The following is a 17,238-nucleotide window of genomic DNA, read 5'->3' on the forward strand; positions in this document are numbered from 1 at the left end:
TCCCGGTTCCGGGGAGGAGCGCCCTTTGTTTTCAACCGTGGGTCGTCCGGTCATCTCACCTTGATCCACAACATTTTGGCCGGGGTCGTTCCGGGGTTTTTCCACTGGGTGGGGATGTCCGAAGTCAGGTAGACGGTGTCGCCGGCGCGAACCGTGTGCACTTCCTTCTCCAGCCGCACCTGCAGCTCCCCGCTGATCAGGTAGCCGATTTCTTCGCCCTTGTGGGAAAAAAAGTGCGAAAAAACGGTCTTTTCGGATGGAATCTCGATGAGGTACGGTTCCACCTTGAAATCCGAGTCGATGGGCGTCAGCGCCCTGGCATAGATACTGCCTTCCGGGAAGTCCGCGAACTTCACCTGGAGCGACTCCATTGCGGAGAACACGAATTTCTTCTTTCCTGCAAGGCGTTCCTGGAAAAAAGAGCTGATATCCACCGAAAGCACTTCGGCCATCTTCATGAGCGCCGGCAGGGAAGGGTATATGAGGTTGCTCTCCACCTGGGAAATGGTGCTCGGAGTGACGCCCACGGATTTGGCCAGTTCCGTCTGGGAGATTCCTCGCTTGGTGCGAAGCTCCTTCAGACGCAGACCGAGATCGATGCCTCCGTGGGAGCGTTTTTCCTCGTCGAAGGTGACGACCGAGTCTTTGACCCAGTAATTGTACGGCTTGTGCAGGGTTTCGAGCTCCCGTTTCTCCGCCTTGAGAACGGAGAGGGAAGTGGTTCCCCGCCGGATCGAAAGCTCGATGACCACCTGGGCGATCTGACTGATCTGGGCGCGCAGCCGCGGGGTATGCGCCTTCTTTTCCATGATCCAGTAGGCGACGGTGTTCAGTTCGTACAACCGCGGGCAGGAATGCGAGTAGAAGTTGAGGATGTGATCTTCGCCGCCCCAGAGCTCCTGCATGCCCGTGATGCTCTCGAAAACGAACCGGACGTCTCCTTTCAGGCCGGCGTGCACTCCGTACAGCACGTCCACGACTTCGTCGACGCGCCGAGGATCCTTGACGCGTACGATCCGGCCCGTCAGTTCCGGGGGGGCCTCGTCATAGAACTTCAGGAAGATGGACGATGAAGCGCCCTTGCCGCTCGTGAAACAATCGAGAACAGTCAGCGAGGGGTCCGAGGAAAAAGGGCCGAGCTTGTCGATGAGGTTTCGCGGCGACCTGTCGAAACTCACGTAGACTAGGGGTTTCTTGTCTGCCAGGGAGGTCTGGATGAAGCTGAGGCAGAAGGCGGATGCGAGACTCCCCGAATCATCATGCCAAACGACGTTGTCGCCGATGCGCAGACCGCCCAGCAGGCGATCCAACTGGCTGACTCCCGAGCTGATCCGTAGTTTCTTCAACATGTCTTGATCCCTTGTCGATGCGGTATGAACAGTCTGGAATTCCAGGAAAAATTCAATGCGAGCCGCAGTTTCTCACTTCGCGTTATCAATACCTCATTCTCATCATCACTTCAATCCACAATAAGCGCCGGCCCGAAGCAACCAGCGTCCCGCCGGAAGCCGCCGCGAAAGGTTCCTCGATTCGGAGTCCCCGTGGTTTCGGCCATGGCGATCGGGCTTTTGCCGTTGATATTTCAGTCGTTTTGTCTTGACTTGGCCGCGTGGAGTCGAGTATAAGGAGCCGTTCGCGAAACTATCTTTTGGAGATTCGAGCAAGAGGAATGAAGACAATGAAGGGTGGAGACCGGCAGGATCGCTATTACTACTCCTATATTTATTCGAGGCGGTCTGCCCTTGCGTGAATGAGCCTGTAGGAACAGGCCGTGGGCAGACCGCATGCCGGTTCGCCCACGGCTTTTTTCGTTTTGGAGCCGTGGTCTTTGTTGCCGCGGCTTTTTTGTTTGGTGCGCCCGGCGGGGCGCACCCGCTTCAACCCTTAGAGCCCTGTACCGGCACACGGAGGAAAACAATCATGAAGAAACGGAGAAACTGGCTTGCAGCGGCGCTCACCATCTGCACATTCCTGGGTGCGCTCTTTGCTCCGATCATCGGTCCGAATGTCCTGGCCGCTCCGGAGCCCTACAAGATCGGCGCGGTTTTTTCCATCACGGGGGTCGGTTCGTTCCTGGGCGAGCCGGAGAAGAAAACGGCGGAAATGATTCGCGACGAGATCAACAAGCAGGGGGGAATCAACGGGCATCCGGTCGAGCTGATCATCTACGATGACGAGAGCGACACCACGAAGTGCACGCTCGCGGTGAAAAAGCTGATCAAGAAGGACGAAGTCCCGGTGATCATCGGTCCCACGCGCAGCGGGGAGAGCATCGCCGTGGCCACCGTCGCCGAAGAGTCCAAGGTGCCTCTCATCTCGTGCGCGACCAGCTACAAGATCGTGACCCCCATCGAGAGCCGCAAATGGGTGTACAAGGTTGCGGGCTCCGACGCCCACGTGGTCGGCAAGATGTACGACTACATGAAGGGCAAGGGGGTGAAGAAGGTCGCCATCATGACCGACTCCAGCGGATATGGAGCGAGCGGGCGGGAGGAGCTGCTCCGGCTGGCGCCCGAATACGGGTTTACCATCGTGGCGGATGAACGGTTCGATCCCAAGGACACGGACCTCACGGCCCAAATGACCAAAATCCGCGGCACCCAGCCGCAGGCCGTCGTGAACTGGTCCATCGGCCCCACCCAGATCCTGGCGATCAAGACGTGGAGAGACCTCGGGATGGATGCCATCCCGCTCTTCCAGAGCCACGGTTTCGGGAGCCTGAAAAATTTGGAACTGGCGGGAAAAGCGGCCGAGGGCGTGCTGCTGCCCCTGGCTCGTGTGAATGTCGGCTCCCTGCTCCCCGACAGCCAGCCCCAGAAGAAAATCATCCTTGAATACACCAGGGCATACGAGACGCTCTACAAGGAACCCATCTCATCTTTCGGCGGTCACGCCTGGGATTCGATGCACCTCGCCATGGCCGCGCTCAAAGCGGTTGGGCCCGATCCGGCCAAAATCCGCGACCATATCGAACAGACCAAGGGTTTCGTCGGCATGCACGGTATTTTCAATTTCTCCCCGCAGGACCACTGCGGGTTGAGCAAGGACGACCTGGAAATGATCGTGGTCAAGGATGGGAAGTGGGCGCTGGCCACGCCTTGATGCGGCGCGGAGCCCATGCCGCCCGCCTCGGGCTGAAGGGGCGGGCGGATGCCTCGCCGGGGTCCGCCTGAGAGACGACGATCGGACGAAAGCCCTCCACCGGCGCCCGCCGGGGGCTTTCGTCCCGGAGCCCGGCCCGCGGGAGCGGCTGTGGCGGGTTTTCTCCCGACAACCCGGCCGGCCCGGCGGGGATGAGGGATTGTGATCCGATTTCACACCAAAATCATTGACATGAACGGTCCGTTGAGTTTTAAGACTTCCGGGGACTTGTTCAGCCTCGTGCCCGAACCGCTGGAATCCGGTTGCCATTCTGAACCGGCCCGGACGGGGCTGAGGCGGAGTCGCGGGATCGTCTTGAACCTGACCCGGTCACAGGACACGAAAGGATTGTACCCCGGCGGGGGCGGATTGTTTCAGTATGGGAACGGACATACTCCAGTACACCATCAGCGGTCTTACCATCGGCGTGATCTACGCCATGGTGGCGCTTGGCTACAACATCATTTACAACGTCACTGAAATCATCAATTTCGCTCAGGGTGAGTTCGTGATGCTCGGCGGTCTTTTTGCCGCCTTTTTTATTGGCGTCCTCCGGCTTCCTATCGTGGTGGGCTTCTTCGGCGCGGTTCTCGCCACCGGCCTGGTGGGTCTCGTCATGGAGCGGTTCGTGATCCGGCGGGCGAAAAACGCGAGCGTACTCTCGCTGATCATCATCACCATTGCCCTCTCGATCCTGCTCAAAGGGGGCGCCATGATCTGGTGGGGGAAGGACCCTCACAGCGTTCCCGCCTTCAGCGCCGGTGGTCCCATTCTTGTGGCCGGCGCCGCCATCCAGACCCAGGCGTTCTGGGTCGTGGGCGTCAGCGCGCTGATCGTGATCGGTCTCACCGTCTTCTTCCACAGGTCCACCTACGGCAAGGCCATGCTCGCCTGCGCCGACAATCCCAACGCGGCGCGCATGGTGGGAATCCCGGTCCGTCGGATGGTGCTGCTGTCCTTTGTGCTGAGCGCGGGCATCGGGGCGGCCGCCGGGGTGATCATTACCCCAATATCGATGATGGAATTCGATCGAGGTGCCCTCCTCGGGCTGAAGGGTTTCGGGGCCGCGGCGCTCGGAGGGCTGGGAAGCTTCTTCGGGGCGCTGGTGGCAGGCGCGATCCTGGGGCTTGCCGAATCGTTTTGCGCGGGGTACGTGTCTTCGGGGTACAAGGACGCGGTGGCCCTCGTCTTGCTCTTGCTGGCATTGTTCTTCAAACCCGAGGGCCTTTTCGGCAGTGGCGAGGCCGCCAAGCTGAAAAGGTTCTAGGAAGGTCGACAGGATGAACCGAAGGGAATGGCTGGGTTTTCTCTGCGCCGCGCTGTTCATCGGGGTTTTCCCCTGGGTTGTCGTCCCGTTCAAGGCGGTTTCCCACTATGTGGACGTGATGGTCTTCGCCGGGATTTTCAGCCTGGTGTCGCTCGGTCTGAGCATGCTCATGGGCTTTGCGGGGCAGATTTCCATGGCCCAGGCGGCTTTTTTCGGAATCGGCGCCTACACCTCGGGCATCCTGACGAGCCGCTTCGGGTGGAACCCGGTGCCGGCGATGCCGATCGGCATGCTTGCCTCGGCGGCCGTCGCCTGGCTGATCGGAATTCCGGCCCTGCGTCTGAAAGGCCATTACCTTGCCATGGCGACCCTCGGGTTCGGAGTCATCGTCCACATCGTGCTCGGCGAGGAAGTGGCATGGACCGGCGGACCGTCGGGCATGTCGGACATTCCGCGCCTGCGCTTCGGCGACGTCAGGATCACCGGCGAAATCGCCTGGTACTATATTGTCTGGGTCACGGTGTTCATCGGACTGGTCTTTTGCTTCCATATCCTGCGTTCGAGGGTGGGGCGGGCGCTGCGGGCCATCCATGAAGAGGAGACGGCGGCGGAATCCATGGGAGTTCCCACCGCTCGGTACAAGCTCCAGGTGTTTGTGTTGAGCGCGGTTTTTGCGGCCCTGGCCGGAAGCTTTTACACCCATTATGTGACCTGCCTCAATCCCGGCTCGTTCAACCTGATGTGGTCCATCCGTTTCGTCCTCATGGTGATGGTGGGCGGCATGCAGAGCCTTTGGGGAGCCATTGTCGGGACGGTCCTGCTGACCTTTGTGGGGAATGAATGGCTGCAGGTTTTTGCCGATTTCGAGATCGTGATCTACGGGGCGATCCTGCTGGTGGTCGCCCTGTTCCTGCCCGGCGGCCTGATGTCTCTTGCCGGCAGGTGGACGTCGGCGGGGTCTCGGACCGTTGCCGCGCCGGATGACGGGGGCTCATGAAAGAGGATTCCAGAGATTCCCAAGCCGCGCTGCTGGAACTCCACGAGCTGGAGATGCGGTTTGGCGGCATCACGGCCCTGCGGGGGTTGACCTACGAGGTCCCGGCAAACATCATCCAGGCGGTGATCGGGCCGAACGGCGCAGGGAAGACGACGCTCTTTCACTGTATCAGCGGCCTGCTCAGGCCCACCTCGGGGCGCATCGTCTTCGAAGGGCGGGAGATCGACGGCATGCTTCCGAACCGGATCACCCGGCGTGGTATTTCCCGGACGTTCCAGCACGTGGCGCTGTTCCGGTCCATGACCGTGCTCGAGAACGTGATGCTCGGCCGCCATCCGAGGACCCATCGGGGTTTCCTGTCCACCGGCCTGCGGTTGCCCGGCATGAGGTCCGAGGAACGGCGCATCAGGAAGGACGCCGAGGAGTATCTCGAGTTCGTCGGACTGAGCGATGCCCGGGGGCTCCCGGCCGGAAGCCTGCCCCTGGGAAAGCAGAAGATTCTCGAAATCGCCCGCGCCCTGGCCACCGAGCCCTCGCTCGTCTTGCTCGACGAGCCCGCGGGCGGCCTCAACATGAAGGAAACCGAGGAGCTTGGGGAGCTCATCCGGCGCATTCGCACGCGCGGCGTGACCGTGCTGCTGGTGGAGCACGATATGAACCTTGTCATGGAGATTTCCGACCGCATCCTCGTGCTGCACTACGGGCAGCGATTGGCCAGCGGGACCCCGGATGAAGTCAAGGATCACCCCGCGGTCATCGAGGCCTATCTCGGAGGGGAGTAGTCGTTCGTCCAGGATCGGCCCGTATTTTTCGGATCGTCCGTTGTTCCCGGGTGGAAACACATGCTCACGATCAAGAGTCTTCACACGCACTACGGCAACATTCGAGCGCTGAAAGGCGTATCGCTTCACGTGCGTTCCGGCGAGATCGTCACGCTGGTCGGGGCCAACGGGGCCGGCAAGAGCACCCTCGTGAACACCATCTGCGGCCTGGTGAAACCCCTGAAAGGGAAGATCGAGTTCGAAGGCGCTCCCATCGAAGGGATGCCGCCCGAGGACATCGTGCGGCTGGGAATTGCCCTCGTTCCGGAAGGACGCCAGATTTTCGCCACCATGTCCGTTGAGGCGAACCTGGAAATGGGGGGTTTCGTCCACCGCCGGAACGGTCGTCAGGTCCGGGAGGACATCGGTCGCATGTTCGAGCGTTTTCCCATTCTGGGGCAGCGTCGCACACAGCTTGCGGGGACGCTCAGCGGAGGCGAGCAGCAGATGCTCGCCATCAGCCGCGCGCTCATGTCCCGGCCCCGGCTGCTGGTCCTCGACGAGCCGTCCATGGGGCTCGCTCCGCTCATCGTCCGCGAGATCTTCTCCATCGTGCGGGAACTGAGGCAGGAAGGGCGCACCATTCTCCTGATCGAACAGAATGCCAAGGCCGCTTTGCAGATAGCCGACCGAGGGTACGTGCTGGAAACGGGCAAAGTCGTCCTGCAGGGAGAGGGGGCCGAACTGCTCGAACACCGGGAAGTGCAGAGGGCCTATCTTGGCAAGGGAGCCAGGCAGATTTGGGATGCGTGAGGCATCCGCGGTTCACGGGCTGTGAAGGCCGATGCGCGGCCAGGGCCGGCGGAGGGGAAAGCATCCGGAAACCGTAACGGAATGAGGCTTGGCAGGCGGCTTCCGGTATTCCATGGTGTTTTGTCGCACCACGAGCCGAGATCGATTCCAAAAGGAGCTGTTTATGCCCGTTTGGGAACCCGAAAAGGAACGCATGTCCAGAGACGAGCTGGAACAGCTCCAGCTCGAGCGCTTGCAGGCCACCTTGAACCGCGTGTATCGAAACGTGTCTTTTTACAGGCGCCGTTTCAAGGAGATCGACTTCAGGCCGGAGGACGACCTCACGGAACTCAAGGACCTCGAGCGACTGCCCTATACCACCAGCCAGGATGTGAGCGACAGTTACCCCTACGACATGTTTGCCGTGCCGTTGCGTGAAGTGGTGCGGGTGCATTCGTCGTCGGGCACCATGGCGAACCCGCGGGTTGTGGGGTACACGCGCCAGGATCTGCGCACCTGGAGCGGCCTGGTGGCGCGTATCCTGAGCGCCGGCGGCGTCACCCAGGATGACGTGATCCAGGTGCTGTTCGCCTACGGGCTTCTCACCGGCGGCCTCGGGATTCACTACGGCGCGGAGCGCATCGGAGCCTCCGTGCTGCCGACGTCCGTGGGCCGGACCGAGAGGCAGATCAAGATCATGCAGGATTTCCGGACCACGGTGCTCGCGTCCACCCCGTCTTACTGCCTGGTCATCGCGGACAAGATGGCGGAACTGAAGTTCGATCCGAAGAAGCTCTCGCTCAAGTACTGCATTTGCGCCGGGGAGCCCTGGACCGAATCCATGCGCGGGGAGATCGAGGAAAGGCTCTTCGTCAAGGCGACGGACAATTATGGAATCAGTGAAGTCATGGGTCCGGGGGTCGCCGGGGAATGCCTGGAGGGTCGCAGCGGCATGCATCTCCAGGAAGACCACTTCTATGCCGAGATCATCGATCCGGCGTCGGGGAGGGTGCTTTCACCCGGCGAAGAGGGGGAGCTTGTCGTCACGACCCTCACCAAGGAAGCCTTCCCCGTCATCCGCTATCGCACGGGAGACGTCTGCCGCATCATCGATGAACCGTGCCCGTGCGGGCGCACTTTCCGGAAGATCAGCCGGATTCTCGAACGCTGCGACAATGTGGTGGTCATCAAGGGGATCAACATCATCCCCGAGCGCATCGGCGACGTGCTCGAACAGATCAAGGGCGAACGCCCCCTCTATCAGATCGTGGCGGTCCGGCACGCACACCGGGACCGGCTCGAGATCTGGGTCGAGGTCACCGAACGGTTCTTCTACGACAAGATGCTCGAACAGCGTGCCCTGGTGGATATCATGAGCAAGACGGTGACCAACCACTTCGGTATCACGCCCCGCGTCAAGCTGGTTGAAAGGGGTTCGCTGGAGCGGGAAAACGGTAAGGTCAAGCTGTTTGTGGACCGAAGAAACATGAAATCATGAACGACTGCAGGGAGGTATCGAATGCATGAACTCCTGATGCCCGGAAGCGAGAAGAAGCATCTCCTTCTGGGCAATGAAGCCATTGTCCGCGGGGCTCTCGAAGGGAACGTCCGCTTTGTTGCGGCCTATCCCGGGACTCCATCGTCCGAGATCATCGACCGTTTCCACCGGATCGGTTCCGATGCCGGCGTTTACGTGGAGTACTCGGTCAATGAAAAGGTTTCGGTGGAAATGGCGGGGGCGGCGGCCGTTTCAGGGGTCCGCAGCCTGTGCGCCATGAAGCACGTGGGGTTGAACGTGGCTGCGGACGCTTTCATGACCCTGGCCTACGTGGGCGTGAAGGCAGGCATGGTGGTGGTCGTCGCGGACGATCCTTCCCTGCATTCCAGCCAGAATGAACAGGACAATCGCTATTACGCGAAGCTGGGCAATGTCCCGATGTTCGAGCCGTCCACGCCCGAGGAGGCGAAGGCGATGACCCTCGAGGCCCTGGCGGTCTCGGAGAAGTATCACATTCCGGTCATGCTCCGCACCACCACGAGGGTCAATCACTGCAGAGGGCCGGTAACCCTGGGAGAGATCCCTTCGGGAACGCCGCGCGGCGAATTCAAGAAGGATCCCTTCAACCTGGTGGTCGTCCCGATGGTGGGCCGCAAGCTTCGGCTGGCGCTGCTCGACAAGCTCGCCCTGCTGCAGGAGGAGGCCGAGCGAAGCGCGCTCAATTTCAGCACCGGCAAAGGGAAATGGGGGATCGTCACCAGCGGCGTCTCGTACCTCTACGTGCTGGACGCCGTGCGCGACCTGGGGCTCCGGGATCGCGTCAAGGTGCTCAAGCTGGGTTTCACGTTCCCGCATCCGAAAGCCCTGATCCGGGACTTCATGCGTGGACTGGGAAAAGTCCTCGTGGTCGAGGAACTCGAACCGTTCCTGGAGGAAGCGGTACGGGTGACCGCGCAGGAGTTCGGTCTGCGCGTCGCTATTGCGGGCAAGGGCGCCGAACTGACGCCGCGCGCCTTCGAGCTGGACGGCGTGAAGGTCAAGCGGGCCATGAGCAGCTTTTTCGGCCTGAATTACCAACCTCCGCGGGTCTTCACCGCGCCGGCGCTGCCGCAAAGACCTCCCAACCTCTGCCCCGGCTGTCCCCATCGCGCCACCTATGTTTCCGTGCGCAAAGTGTTCGGAGACGATGCCATCTACCCCACCGACATCGGCTGCTACACCCTGGGCATTCTGCCGCCTCTGCGCATGGCCGATTTTCTCATCTGCATGGGCTCCGGGGTGTCCACGGCCGGAGGGTTCAGCAAGGTGCAGGACAAACCGGTGGTGGCTTTCATCGGGGATTCCACCTTCTTTCATTCCGGGATCACCGGGCTCATCAACGGAGTTTCCCACGATCACCGGTTTCTCCTGGTCGTGCTCGACAACGGGACAACCGCCATGACCGGGCATCAGCCTCATCCCGGGATCGAACTGACGCCCGCGGGGAAGATCGAGCCCCGGGTCAGCCTCGAGAATGTCATTCGAGGCTGTGGAGTCAAGCGCCTGGAAGTGGTGAATCCGCTCCGGATGGAAAAGACCCGGGAAGTGCTCGAGGATATGCGCCGGACGCTGAAGGAACCCGGCGTATCGGTGCTGATTTCCAAGAGTCCCTGTCCGCTGTTCGAGAACCGGATGCTGCGCAAGAGGCAAAAGGTAGTGTTCCAGGTGGATGCGTCCTGCGATCTGTGCAAGCGGTGTCTCGAGGAGCTGGGATGCCCCGCTTTCGCATGGGAACCCGGTGCGTCCGGGGAAATGTGCGTCCGCATCAACGAGGCCCTTTGCAGCGGGTGCAGCGTCTGCTCGCAACTGTGCAAATCCATCAAGCCCAAGCGCATCGAAGAGTCGAGGGGAGGGAGCGAATAATGGCGACTGAAAAGAGGGGCCTGGAGGCCGTGCGCATATTTTTCACGGGAGTCGGCGGACAGGGAACGCTCCTGGCGACTCGTCTTGTCGGTGAAGCGGCGTTGGAGGAAGGGCTGCCGGTCATGATGAGCGAGATTCACGGCATGGCCCAGCGCGGGGGCGTCGTGGAGTCGTCCGTGGTCATGGGTAAGGTTTTCAGCCCCACCATCGCCGACGGGGAAGCCGATATCGTACTGGCGTTCGAACCGCTGGAGGCGGCGCGGGCACTGCCCAAGTGCCACCAGGAGAGCATCGTCATCTCCAGCACGGTTCCCGTGCTGCCCTTCACGGTGGCAACCGGCCAGGCCGTGTATCCCGAGCTGGAAACGCTCTACGGAGAAGTCCGGGAGAAAGTCGCCCGGTTCATCAAGGTGGATACCCGCGAAATCGCGCGCCGGGCGGGATCGGAGCGCGCGGCCAATCTCGCCATGGTGGGCGTCCTGGCCGGGACCGGTCAGCTTCCGATCTCCGGGCGGAGCTGGGATGCGGCCATCAGGAAAACGATCCCGGCCCGATTGATCGACGTCAACCGGAAAGCCTTCGATTTGGGCTTCGAGGCCGGCGGCGGCTCCCTGTAGCGTTCCGCGTCACGGGAAAAGCCCCGTCTTCCCAGTTGCCCCGCCGTTCAAGCGGGATTCCGGGAAGACGGGAATCACTGGTGCTCTTACACAACGTTGCGTTCAAGATGAGTGCATTGGGCGGGAGGGCTTCATGCCTTCCCGTCAATGCCGAACGCAAGTTCGTATCAGTGCCCCACCACTTTCAGCCTGCGGCCCAGAGCAATCCCCTGCCGGGTGACAACCGCCTCGTACGGCCAGATCTCCACGCCCGCATGCACTGCTGCGTGAAAAAGCTCGGCATAAACCGGGTCGATGAAATCGGCGGGAGCGAAGCACGAAGCATCCGGTCGCTGGACCAGGAAGAAGCAGGCGGCCCTCCGGCCCGCGCGCGCCAGCGCCGTCAGTTCCCTCATGTGTTTTTGCCCGCGTACGGTCACCGCATCCGGGAAACAGGCGACGTCGTCCTCCACCAGCGTCACGTTTTTCGCCTCGATCCAGACCTGCCCCGCGGGTCCTTCCGCAAAGGCGTCCAGACGGCTCTCGCCGGAGGTTTTTTCGTTCTGAAATCGATCGTAACCTATCAACTCCGGCAGTATTCCCCTGTCCCAGGCGAGCCTGAGGATCCGGTTGGGTACGAGCGTGTTCACTCCCACCCAGTGGCTTCCGAGCTTGATGGATTCGAGCGTGTAGGGCAGTCGACGCGAGGGGTTGGGGGATACGGAAAGCAGGATGTCGCTTCCCGGCCGCAGCAGGCCGAGCATGCTCCCGGAATTGTTGCAGTGTGCCTGAAACAGGTGTCCGTTTCGTTCGGCCTCGACAAGGAAACGTTTTTCCCGCCCCAGGAAAACGGCGGTGAAACTGTCCTCCGGGAATTCGATCAGGAACGGGGATCTCGGCGAACCCGCGAGCGGGGCCACGCGGCGGCTCTCATGCCCGGGATCGGGGTTCTGCGGCTTCGCGGAATCGGTCATGACGGCGGGCTCGTGGAGCAACGGCAGGAGGAGCGGAGCCGGGAGTGCGGCGTACCGGGGAGGGGGACCGAACGGCTCTCGCCTTCCCCGGCACAGCGGCAGCTATTCCTCGGATTTGCCGGGCAACGTCGGCATGGACATTTTCTCGTAGCCGGCGGGAAGCTCGAACAGGGCGGCGTCCACCTGGCCTTCCTTGATATTCTTGTATTCCATCGTGATTTCAGCATCTTCAACTTTGATGGGAAAAGGAAACTTCTTGGAAATCCAGAAATAAGTCTTCTCCCCGTCTTCGATGTTCTCGTACTTGTTGGTCTGGATGCCGGAAATGGTTTCTTCGCCGATCAACTTCGAATTCTTTTCCTTGTTCTCCGTCCATTCCTCGAAGGTTTTGTCCTCAGCCTGGTATGGCATTTCCATGTACGTTTTTTCGTCCGGGGAGATCATCCATGTGACCTTCTTATCCGGGCGGATGATCATGATCTGGTTGTCGCCTTCTTCCAGAATCTCCTGCCGGACCTTGTCTCCCTTTACGTAGATCTTGCCCTTCATGGCTTCTTCGCCCTTGGGTTGAATGACCAGATCGGCGGAAAATTCAACCGCCCCGCAGGAACCCGGCAGGAACAGGGCTGTCGAAAAAGCCATTGCGATGGCCAGACAGAGCGGAATCAACAGTTTGCTGTTTTTCATCGTTCACACCTCTTTCAACGAGTGTTCCGAGCGAGTGGCCGCAACTCACCCTCAATTGCCTTTGGCCGCGATCTCCCGAAGGGTTTCATCCTCCGCGGCGGGGAAGGCCGCGAACGGGCGGCTTGCGGGAAAACGGCGCAAAGGTGACTCGAACCCACTGAATCAACTCAACCGCTACAGCTTTATATTTTAGTCGCGCATGCGTGTAAACCGGAATCTTCGATGGCCACCGTGCACTGGCCCGAGATCAGGGCCGGGCGGGAATGACGAAAAGCACCGCGAGGCGCGCAGGCTGCTGAAGGCCCTTCCGCCCCCAAACGGGAGCGGAAGGAACCCGCGAGAGAAAAGGCTAGTAGTCGTGCACTCTGTCCAGTTCTTCGTCAGGGACCGAGAAAGTCACATTGTGAGGCCCGACCGGTTCCGTCTTGAAGAAGCGCGGCAGCCTGTCATGCTGGGCGGTGAACCCGGCCCGGGCGTTGAAGTCCCGTTCCGTCTTCAACACCTGCTTGCCGAGCGCCACGACGTCGTCGGCCGTCATCTGCAGCCCGTAGAACGCATTGATCATGTCGATCAGCGCCTGGAACGTATCGGGCTGGTCGAGAACGGCAAACGCGATGAACAGGCACATCCCGGTGGAATCGACGGCCGCGGTTGCGATCTGGAGATTGCGAGACAACTCGATCTGCCCTTCGGGTTTCAATGGATCGACGTCGCCGCCCACCTTCAGAATATTCGTGGCGACCGCATACCCGGCGGTATGATCGGCCCCCATGGTGGAGGTGGCGTAGGTCACGCCGATCCCCTGAACCGCCCTCGGGTCGTAGGCGGGCAGGGCCTGACCCTTCACGACCGGGATCCTGGCGACTCCGAAGGCCTTGCCGGTGATCTCCGCTCCACTGCCGAGAATCCGGCCGAGGGGCGTTCCCTTGCCGACTTCCTTGACCAGATTGACGGCTCCCTCGGCGTCTCCGAACCTGAGCAGGCCGCCTTCCATGGCCACTCCCAGGGCCACGCCCATCTCAATGGTGTCCAACCCGTAATTGTCGTCCAGAAAATCGAGCATGGCGATGGCATCCAGATCGCTGATGCCGCACTGCCCGCCGTGCGCCCAGACGGTCTCGTATTCGGGTTGCTTGGTCAGATAGCGGCCGTCCTTGTCGTTGTAAATGCCGGAGCAGCGGATGACGCAGCCGCGATGGCAGCCGTGAGTGGCAAGGCCGCCCCGGACCGTTTCGGTCTCGGCCTGCGTCTCGCCGCTGATCTGGTGGGCTTTCTCAAATCGGCCCTGCCGGAAATTGCAGGTGGGATAACCGCCGGCTTCGTTGATGATGTTCGTCAGGACGTTCGTTCCGTAGGCCGGCAGGCCCTGCCCGGTGACGGGGTGGTTTCGCAGACCTTCCACGAATTTCTTGTTGGCCGCGTGGAATTTGTCGGGGTCCTTGGGCTGTCTCGTCTTCATCCCGGAATCGTCCAGGACGATCACTTTGATTCCCTTTGAACCCATAACGGCTCCAAGACCCCCTCGCCCCGCGTGACGGGTGGGCCTCAACTCCGTGTCGGTGCATGCGATGGAAGCCGCGCCGAGCTTCATCTCACCGGCCGGTCCGATGGAGATGCACGCGATGTGCTCCCCGTGTTCGGATTTCATCTTTTCGATCAGGTCGTAGTTGGGCAGCATCCTGAGGCTGTTGTCCCGGACGATCCGGACCCCCTCCTTGTCGATCACCACCTTGTAGAGATCGTCTGTGGCGGGCTTGCCTTCCAGGATCACCGCGGCATATCCCAGGCGGGCCAATACCTGGGAAGGCTGGCCTCCGGCATTGGATTCCTTGATGGTTCCGGTGAGCGGACTCTTGGCCCCGATGGATATTCGGCCCGACATGGCCCCGCTCGTCCCGCTCAGCAGTCCGGGCGCAATCACCAGCTTGTTCTCGGCGCTGAGCGGGTGGCACAACGGAGGCACCTCCCGGGCGACCACCGTCGATGTCAAAGCCCTTCCTCCAAGTCCGGCGTATTCTCCCGGGGAGCCGACGGTTGCCTGCGGACCGCCTTCAGCCCCGGTGTCGATTCTCAATATCTTGTTCATTGAAATCCTCCTGCCAACGACGGAACCGATGCATTTCCCTCATCTCCCGGCCGACTCCGACCCGAACGTCTCGCGCGGTCCGGATCCGAGCAGAACCCCATGAAACTGCGGGCCGTGTACTAATACTAGGGGCGCGACGAATCGTTGTAAACATGTCATTTTTGGCACCACGCCTGACTTTGCGGCGTTTGGAAAGCTCACGGGAGAGCCTGTCGAAGACATGCCCACCGGAGATGGATCTTTATACGCCGACATGGTACAAAATGCCGGTTTCACATGATGGACCGATCGACCTGCCGACGGCCGCCGCTGCAGTCCGACGACGGCGGGCGGTTGACCCGGTCCCGGGGCCGTCACGCGCATGCGTGCAGACGCATCCGATCTTCCTGTCCCGGCCGGTTTCTCACGGTTCGTCGAATACTTCCGGACCGGTTCCGTCCGGGCGGAGCATCGATACACGGTCCTTAACGCCGGTTGACGCCGGAGCACCACTTCGGTCTTGTTCAGAGAAGGATTCGAGTTGTGGGTCTGATGAAGAGTGGTTCATTTCTGCGTGCGGGCGAGGGGGGAACTCTCCTGGACGTCTATCTTCAGCCGAGGGCATCGAAGAACGAATGGGCGGGGATGCACCAGGGTTGCCTCAAGATCAGGCTCACCGCGCCTCCGGTGGAAGGCGAGGCGAACAAGGAGTGCGTGAAATTCCTCGCCGGGGCGTTCGGAGTCTCCCGGTCCGACGTTGAAATCATCCGGGGACACAAATCCCGCCGCAAGACGATTCTGATCCGCAACTCCACCCCCGAGATTCTGAGAGCGGTCTTGCTGGAAACCGGCGTTCTCTGACTCGCCCGGATGGGGCGTCGCCTGTGTTCTCGTCAAACACGATTTCCCGGGGTTGAGCATCGGCTGATACCGGGCTGGGTCCAAGATAGCAGGACACGAGTAACGAATCGGAAACTTCGAGCCGGCAACGCTTCCGTGTTTCCTGTCCCGGGAGCCGCGAGGCTCATCGTTTTTCGCTCCCGGTTCTTCCCGGGACAGGTCATGTTCCGCTTCCCGGATGGTGTTGCCGGCTCAAAATTGAAAACGCTATCGAGCGGTTTGTCTGCCTTACTGTTGTCCACCCCCACCTTGGTGGCCCATGGACTTCTGCGTCTGAGGCGACCTCTGTTGCTGCCTCATCTGTCTGTGCTGAGGCGGCCTTTGTTGCTGCCGCGCGGGCTTCTGCGCTCTGGGCTGCCGCTGCTGCTGGGTCCTGGGTTTTTGCGCTCTGGGCTGCTTCTGTTGCTGAGCCCTGGGTTTCTGCGCGCGGGGCTGTTTTTGTTGCTCACCTTTGGGCTTGTATACTCTGGGTCGTTTCTTTTGCTCTTGAATCAGTTGGTGATGTTTCTGAACCTCGGGCCTCTTGTTATACTCCACCCGCCTTTGATTTCTGAGATGATTCCTCTCCTTGTTCGGTCGCGGTCTGTAATTCTCGACGTTCCAGGCCCTTTTTCCTCGCCAATGCCGGCTATTGTGCCATTTCCTCCAATTGTCATGCATGTGACGGTAGTGAATTCGCTCATACCGCCAAGGGTGTCCGTGCCAGTATCGGTCCCTGTAGAATCCCCTCCAACCCGGATCCACGTCAAAATAGAACCACGGAACATGACGGTAGTAACCCCAGCCTCTGTCATAATAGCGTGAACGATACCAGCGGCCTTCCCATGGGCGCCACCACCAGCCGCTCCAGAAGAATACGTCCACGTCGATGTCGGGAACGACGTACACATCGTCCGTTTCAGGCAGCACTACCACTTCGGGAGCCGCCTGGAACACGATGGGTGGCGGCAGGTCGATTCCCACACTCACGCCTACCTGCGCCATTGTTGAAGCAGGAACGACCATGGCCAACGCCAAAAGCATTGTCCCCAAAAGCAGTTTTTTCATCATGTTGCCTCCTTGTCTGGTTGATGCCGTTCTTCCGGATGATGAGACCCTCTGGGAACGCAGATCCTCACTTCTCGGAAGGCGCAAAGTAATTGGGGCGGGTCGGGCCCCGACCTCTGAAGGCTCACGTTCCTCGATCGGGGTACTTTCCCGCCGTGGGGACGCTCCTTCATCGTAGCCACTCCAAACGCTGGTTGCGAACTGTCGCTACGGCAGATCGTCGCAGCTTCCAGGGATCACGAGCCGGAATCCTTGCTTGCGCCGGGTTCCTCGATCAACTGAAACTTCTACAGGAACCAGCCGTCCTTTGCTTTTCGGCTAAGAGGCGGCCGGGTCGGTTGGGGTCAGTGCAAAGCCTGCTGGGCGGGGCGGTATTGACGCTCCGGAGCCACGGTGCATCAATTCTCAGATCGATACAATTATCGCAGATGGAACCGCTATAGTCCACTGTTTTCAAAGTCTTGGACATTTTTCCCATTTTCTCCGCGAGATTGCCTTCGCAGTCGAGCATGATTCATGCCCGAGGGCGGTTTTACTGCCAAAAGGCTAATCATTCCTCGACGGTGCATCAATACGCCATGCAATCGCTTTCTTCGCCGTATGCCGTATAG

General features: G+C 60.7%; 14 protein-coding genes. 9 read left to right on the forward strand and 5 right to left on the reverse strand.

Going from position 1 to position 17,238, the window contains the following annotated elements; translation table 11 throughout:
- Positions 1–50: 50 nt before the first annotated feature.
- On the reverse strand, positions 51–1,349 hold the full coding sequence (locus SFUM_RS20965) for a helix-turn-helix domain-containing protein (RefSeq protein ID WP_011700846.1): 1,299 nt from the start codon (positions 1,347–1,349) through the stop codon (positions 51–53).
- A 571-nt stretch (positions 1,350–1,920) separates the two neighbouring features.
- Here SFUM_RS20965 and SFUM_RS20970 point away from each other — a divergent pair.
- The 8 genes from SFUM_RS20970 to SFUM_RS21005 all read left to right on the forward strand — a co-directional run bounded on the left by SFUM_RS20970 (position 1,921) and on the right by SFUM_RS21005 (position 10,975).
- Positions 1,921–3,102 carry an ABC transporter substrate-binding protein gene (locus SFUM_RS20970; RefSeq protein ID WP_011700847.1) on the forward strand — a complete coding sequence of 394 codons (1,182 nt, stop codon included), beginning with the start codon at positions 1,921–1,923 and terminating at the stop codon, positions 3,100–3,102.
- Positions 3,103–3,520: 418 nt separating this feature from the next.
- Entirely contained in the window at positions 3,521–4,408 is an 888-nt protein-coding gene (locus SFUM_RS20975; RefSeq protein WP_011700848.1) for a branched-chain amino acid ABC transporter permease, read from the forward strand.
- 13 nt (positions 4,409–4,421) lie between these two features.
- Positions 4,422–5,405 (forward strand): branched-chain amino acid ABC transporter permease, encoded by a 984-nt coding sequence (locus SFUM_RS20980; protein ID WP_011700849.1) that lies wholly within the window; start codon positions 4,422–4,424, stop codon positions 5,403–5,405.
- Positions 5,402–6,187: an ABC transporter ATP-binding protein gene (locus tag SFUM_RS20985; protein WP_011700850.1), complete on the forward strand. Its 786-nt coding sequence runs from the start codon at positions 5,402–5,404 to the stop codon at positions 6,185–6,187. The genes SFUM_RS20980 and SFUM_RS20985 overlap by 4 nt, the downstream gene beginning before the upstream one ends.
- A 60-nt stretch (positions 6,188–6,247) precedes the next feature.
- Positions 6,248–6,979: an ABC transporter ATP-binding protein gene (locus tag SFUM_RS20990; protein ID WP_011700851.1), complete on the forward strand. Its 732-nt coding sequence runs from the start codon at positions 6,248–6,250 to the stop codon at positions 6,977–6,979.
- A 163-nt stretch (positions 6,980–7,142) separates the two neighbouring features.
- The gene (locus SFUM_RS20995) at positions 7,143–8,456 is read left to right on the forward strand and encodes a phenylacetate--CoA ligase family protein (RefSeq protein ID WP_011700852.1); all 1,314 of its coding nucleotides are present in this window, start codon (positions 7,143–7,145) and stop codon (positions 8,454–8,456) included.
- Between the two features lie 21 nt (positions 8,457–8,477).
- Positions 8,478–10,358 carry an indolepyruvate ferredoxin oxidoreductase subunit alpha gene (gene iorA, locus SFUM_RS21000; protein ID WP_011700853.1) on the forward strand — a complete coding sequence of 627 codons (1,881 nt, stop codon included), beginning with the start codon at positions 8,478–8,480 and terminating at the stop codon, positions 10,356–10,358.
- Positions 10,358–10,975 (forward strand): indolepyruvate oxidoreductase subunit beta, encoded by a 618-nt coding sequence (locus tag SFUM_RS21005; RefSeq protein WP_011700854.1) that lies wholly within the window; start codon positions 10,358–10,360, stop codon positions 10,973–10,975. The genes iorA and SFUM_RS21005 overlap by 1 nt, the downstream gene beginning before the upstream one ends.
- Before the next feature lie 167 nt (positions 10,976–11,142).
- Here the strand turns inward: SFUM_RS21005 and sfsA are convergent, their stop codons facing one another.
- The 3 genes from sfsA to SFUM_RS21020 all read right to left on the reverse strand — a co-directional run bounded on the left by sfsA (position 11,143) and on the right by SFUM_RS21020 (position 14,701).
- Positions 11,143–11,928, reverse strand: a complete 786-nt coding sequence (gene sfsA, locus SFUM_RS21010) for a DNA/RNA nuclease SfsA (RefSeq protein ID WP_011700855.1) — start codon at positions 11,926–11,928, stop codon at positions 11,143–11,145.
- 102 nt (positions 11,929–12,030) lie between these two features.
- A complete protein-coding gene (locus tag SFUM_RS21015) occupies positions 12,031–12,615 on the reverse strand; it encodes a DUF4412 domain-containing protein (protein WP_011700856.1) in 585 nt (194 codons plus the stop codon).
- Positions 12,616–12,964: 349 nt separating this feature from the next.
- Complete coding sequence (locus tag SFUM_RS21020; RefSeq protein ID WP_011700857.1) at positions 12,965–14,701, reverse strand: aldehyde ferredoxin oxidoreductase family protein; 1,737 nt, start codon at positions 14,699–14,701, stop codon at positions 12,965–12,967.
- 531 nt (positions 14,702–15,232) lie between these two features.
- Here SFUM_RS21020 and SFUM_RS21025 point away from each other — a divergent pair.
- Positions 15,233–15,541, forward strand: coding sequence for a DUF167 domain-containing protein (locus SFUM_RS21025; RefSeq protein ID WP_049766480.1), 309 nt, complete (start codon positions 15,233–15,235; stop codon positions 15,539–15,541).
- Between the two features lie 267 nt (positions 15,542–15,808).
- On the opposite strand, the gene SFUM_RS21030 is transcribed toward SFUM_RS21025, so the two are convergent.
- On the reverse strand, positions 15,809–16,630 hold the full coding sequence (locus tag SFUM_RS21030) for a hypothetical protein (protein ID WP_011700859.1): 822 nt from the start codon (positions 16,628–16,630) through the stop codon (positions 15,809–15,811).
- Positions 16,631–17,238 lie beyond the last annotated feature (608 nt).

It is taken from the genome of Syntrophobacter fumaroxidans MPOB, from assembly GCF_000014965.1.
Lineage (GTDB): Bacteria > Desulfobacterota > Syntrophobacteria > Syntrophobacterales > Syntrophobacteraceae > Syntrophobacter > Syntrophobacter fumaroxidans.

What these genes read in the sequence shown, in the direction of transcription:
- SFUM_RS20995 (WP_011700852.1), top strand. Translation starts at nt 7,143, where the DNA reads ATGCCCGTTTGGGAACCCGAAAAGGAACGCATGTCCAGAGACGAGCTG.
- SFUM_RS20980 (WP_011700849.1), top strand. Translation starts at nt 4,422, where the DNA reads ATGAACCGAAGGGAATGGCTGGGTTTTCTCTGCGCCGCGCTGTTCATC.
- iorA (WP_011700853.1), top strand. Translation starts at nt 8,478, where the DNA reads ATGCATGAACTCCTGATGCCCGGAAGCGAGAAGAAGCATCTCCTTCTG.
- SFUM_RS20970 (WP_011700847.1), top strand. Translation starts at nt 1,921, where the DNA reads ATGAAGAAACGGAGAAACTGGCTTGCAGCGGCGCTCACCATCTGCACA.
- SFUM_RS21030 (WP_011700859.1), bottom strand. Translation starts at nt 16,630, where the DNA reads ATGATGAAAAAACTGCTTTTGGGGACAATGCTTTTGGCGTTGGCCATG.
- SFUM_RS21025 (WP_049766480.1), top strand. Translation starts at nt 15,233, where the DNA reads ATGAAGAGTGGTTCATTTCTGCGTGCGGGCGAGGGGGGAACTCTCCTG.
- SFUM_RS21015 (WP_011700856.1), bottom strand. Translation starts at nt 12,615, where the DNA reads ATGAAAAACAGCAAACTGTTGATTCCGCTCTGTCTGGCCATCGCAATG.
- SFUM_RS20990 (WP_011700851.1), top strand. Translation starts at nt 6,248, where the DNA reads ATGCTCACGATCAAGAGTCTTCACACGCACTACGGCAACATTCGAGCG.
- SFUM_RS21020 (WP_011700857.1), bottom strand. Translation starts at nt 14,701, where the DNA reads ATGAACAAGATATTGAGAATCGACACCGGGGCTGAAGGCGGTCCGCAG.
- SFUM_RS20975 (WP_011700848.1), top strand. Translation starts at nt 3,521, where the DNA reads ATGGGAACGGACATACTCCAGTACACCATCAGCGGTCTTACCATCGGC.
- SFUM_RS20985 (WP_011700850.1), top strand. Translation starts at nt 5,402, where the DNA reads ATGAAAGAGGATTCCAGAGATTCCCAAGCCGCGCTGCTGGAACTCCAC.
- SFUM_RS21005 (WP_011700854.1), top strand. Translation starts at nt 10,358, where the DNA reads ATGGCGACTGAAAAGAGGGGCCTGGAGGCCGTGCGCATATTTTTCACG.
- SFUM_RS20965 (WP_011700846.1), bottom strand. Translation starts at nt 1,349, where the DNA reads ATGTTGAAGAAACTACGGATCAGCTCGGGAGTCAGCCAGTTGGATCGC.
- sfsA (WP_011700855.1), bottom strand. Translation starts at nt 11,928, where the DNA reads ATGACCGATTCCGCGAAGCCGCAGAACCCCGATCCCGGGCATGAGAGC.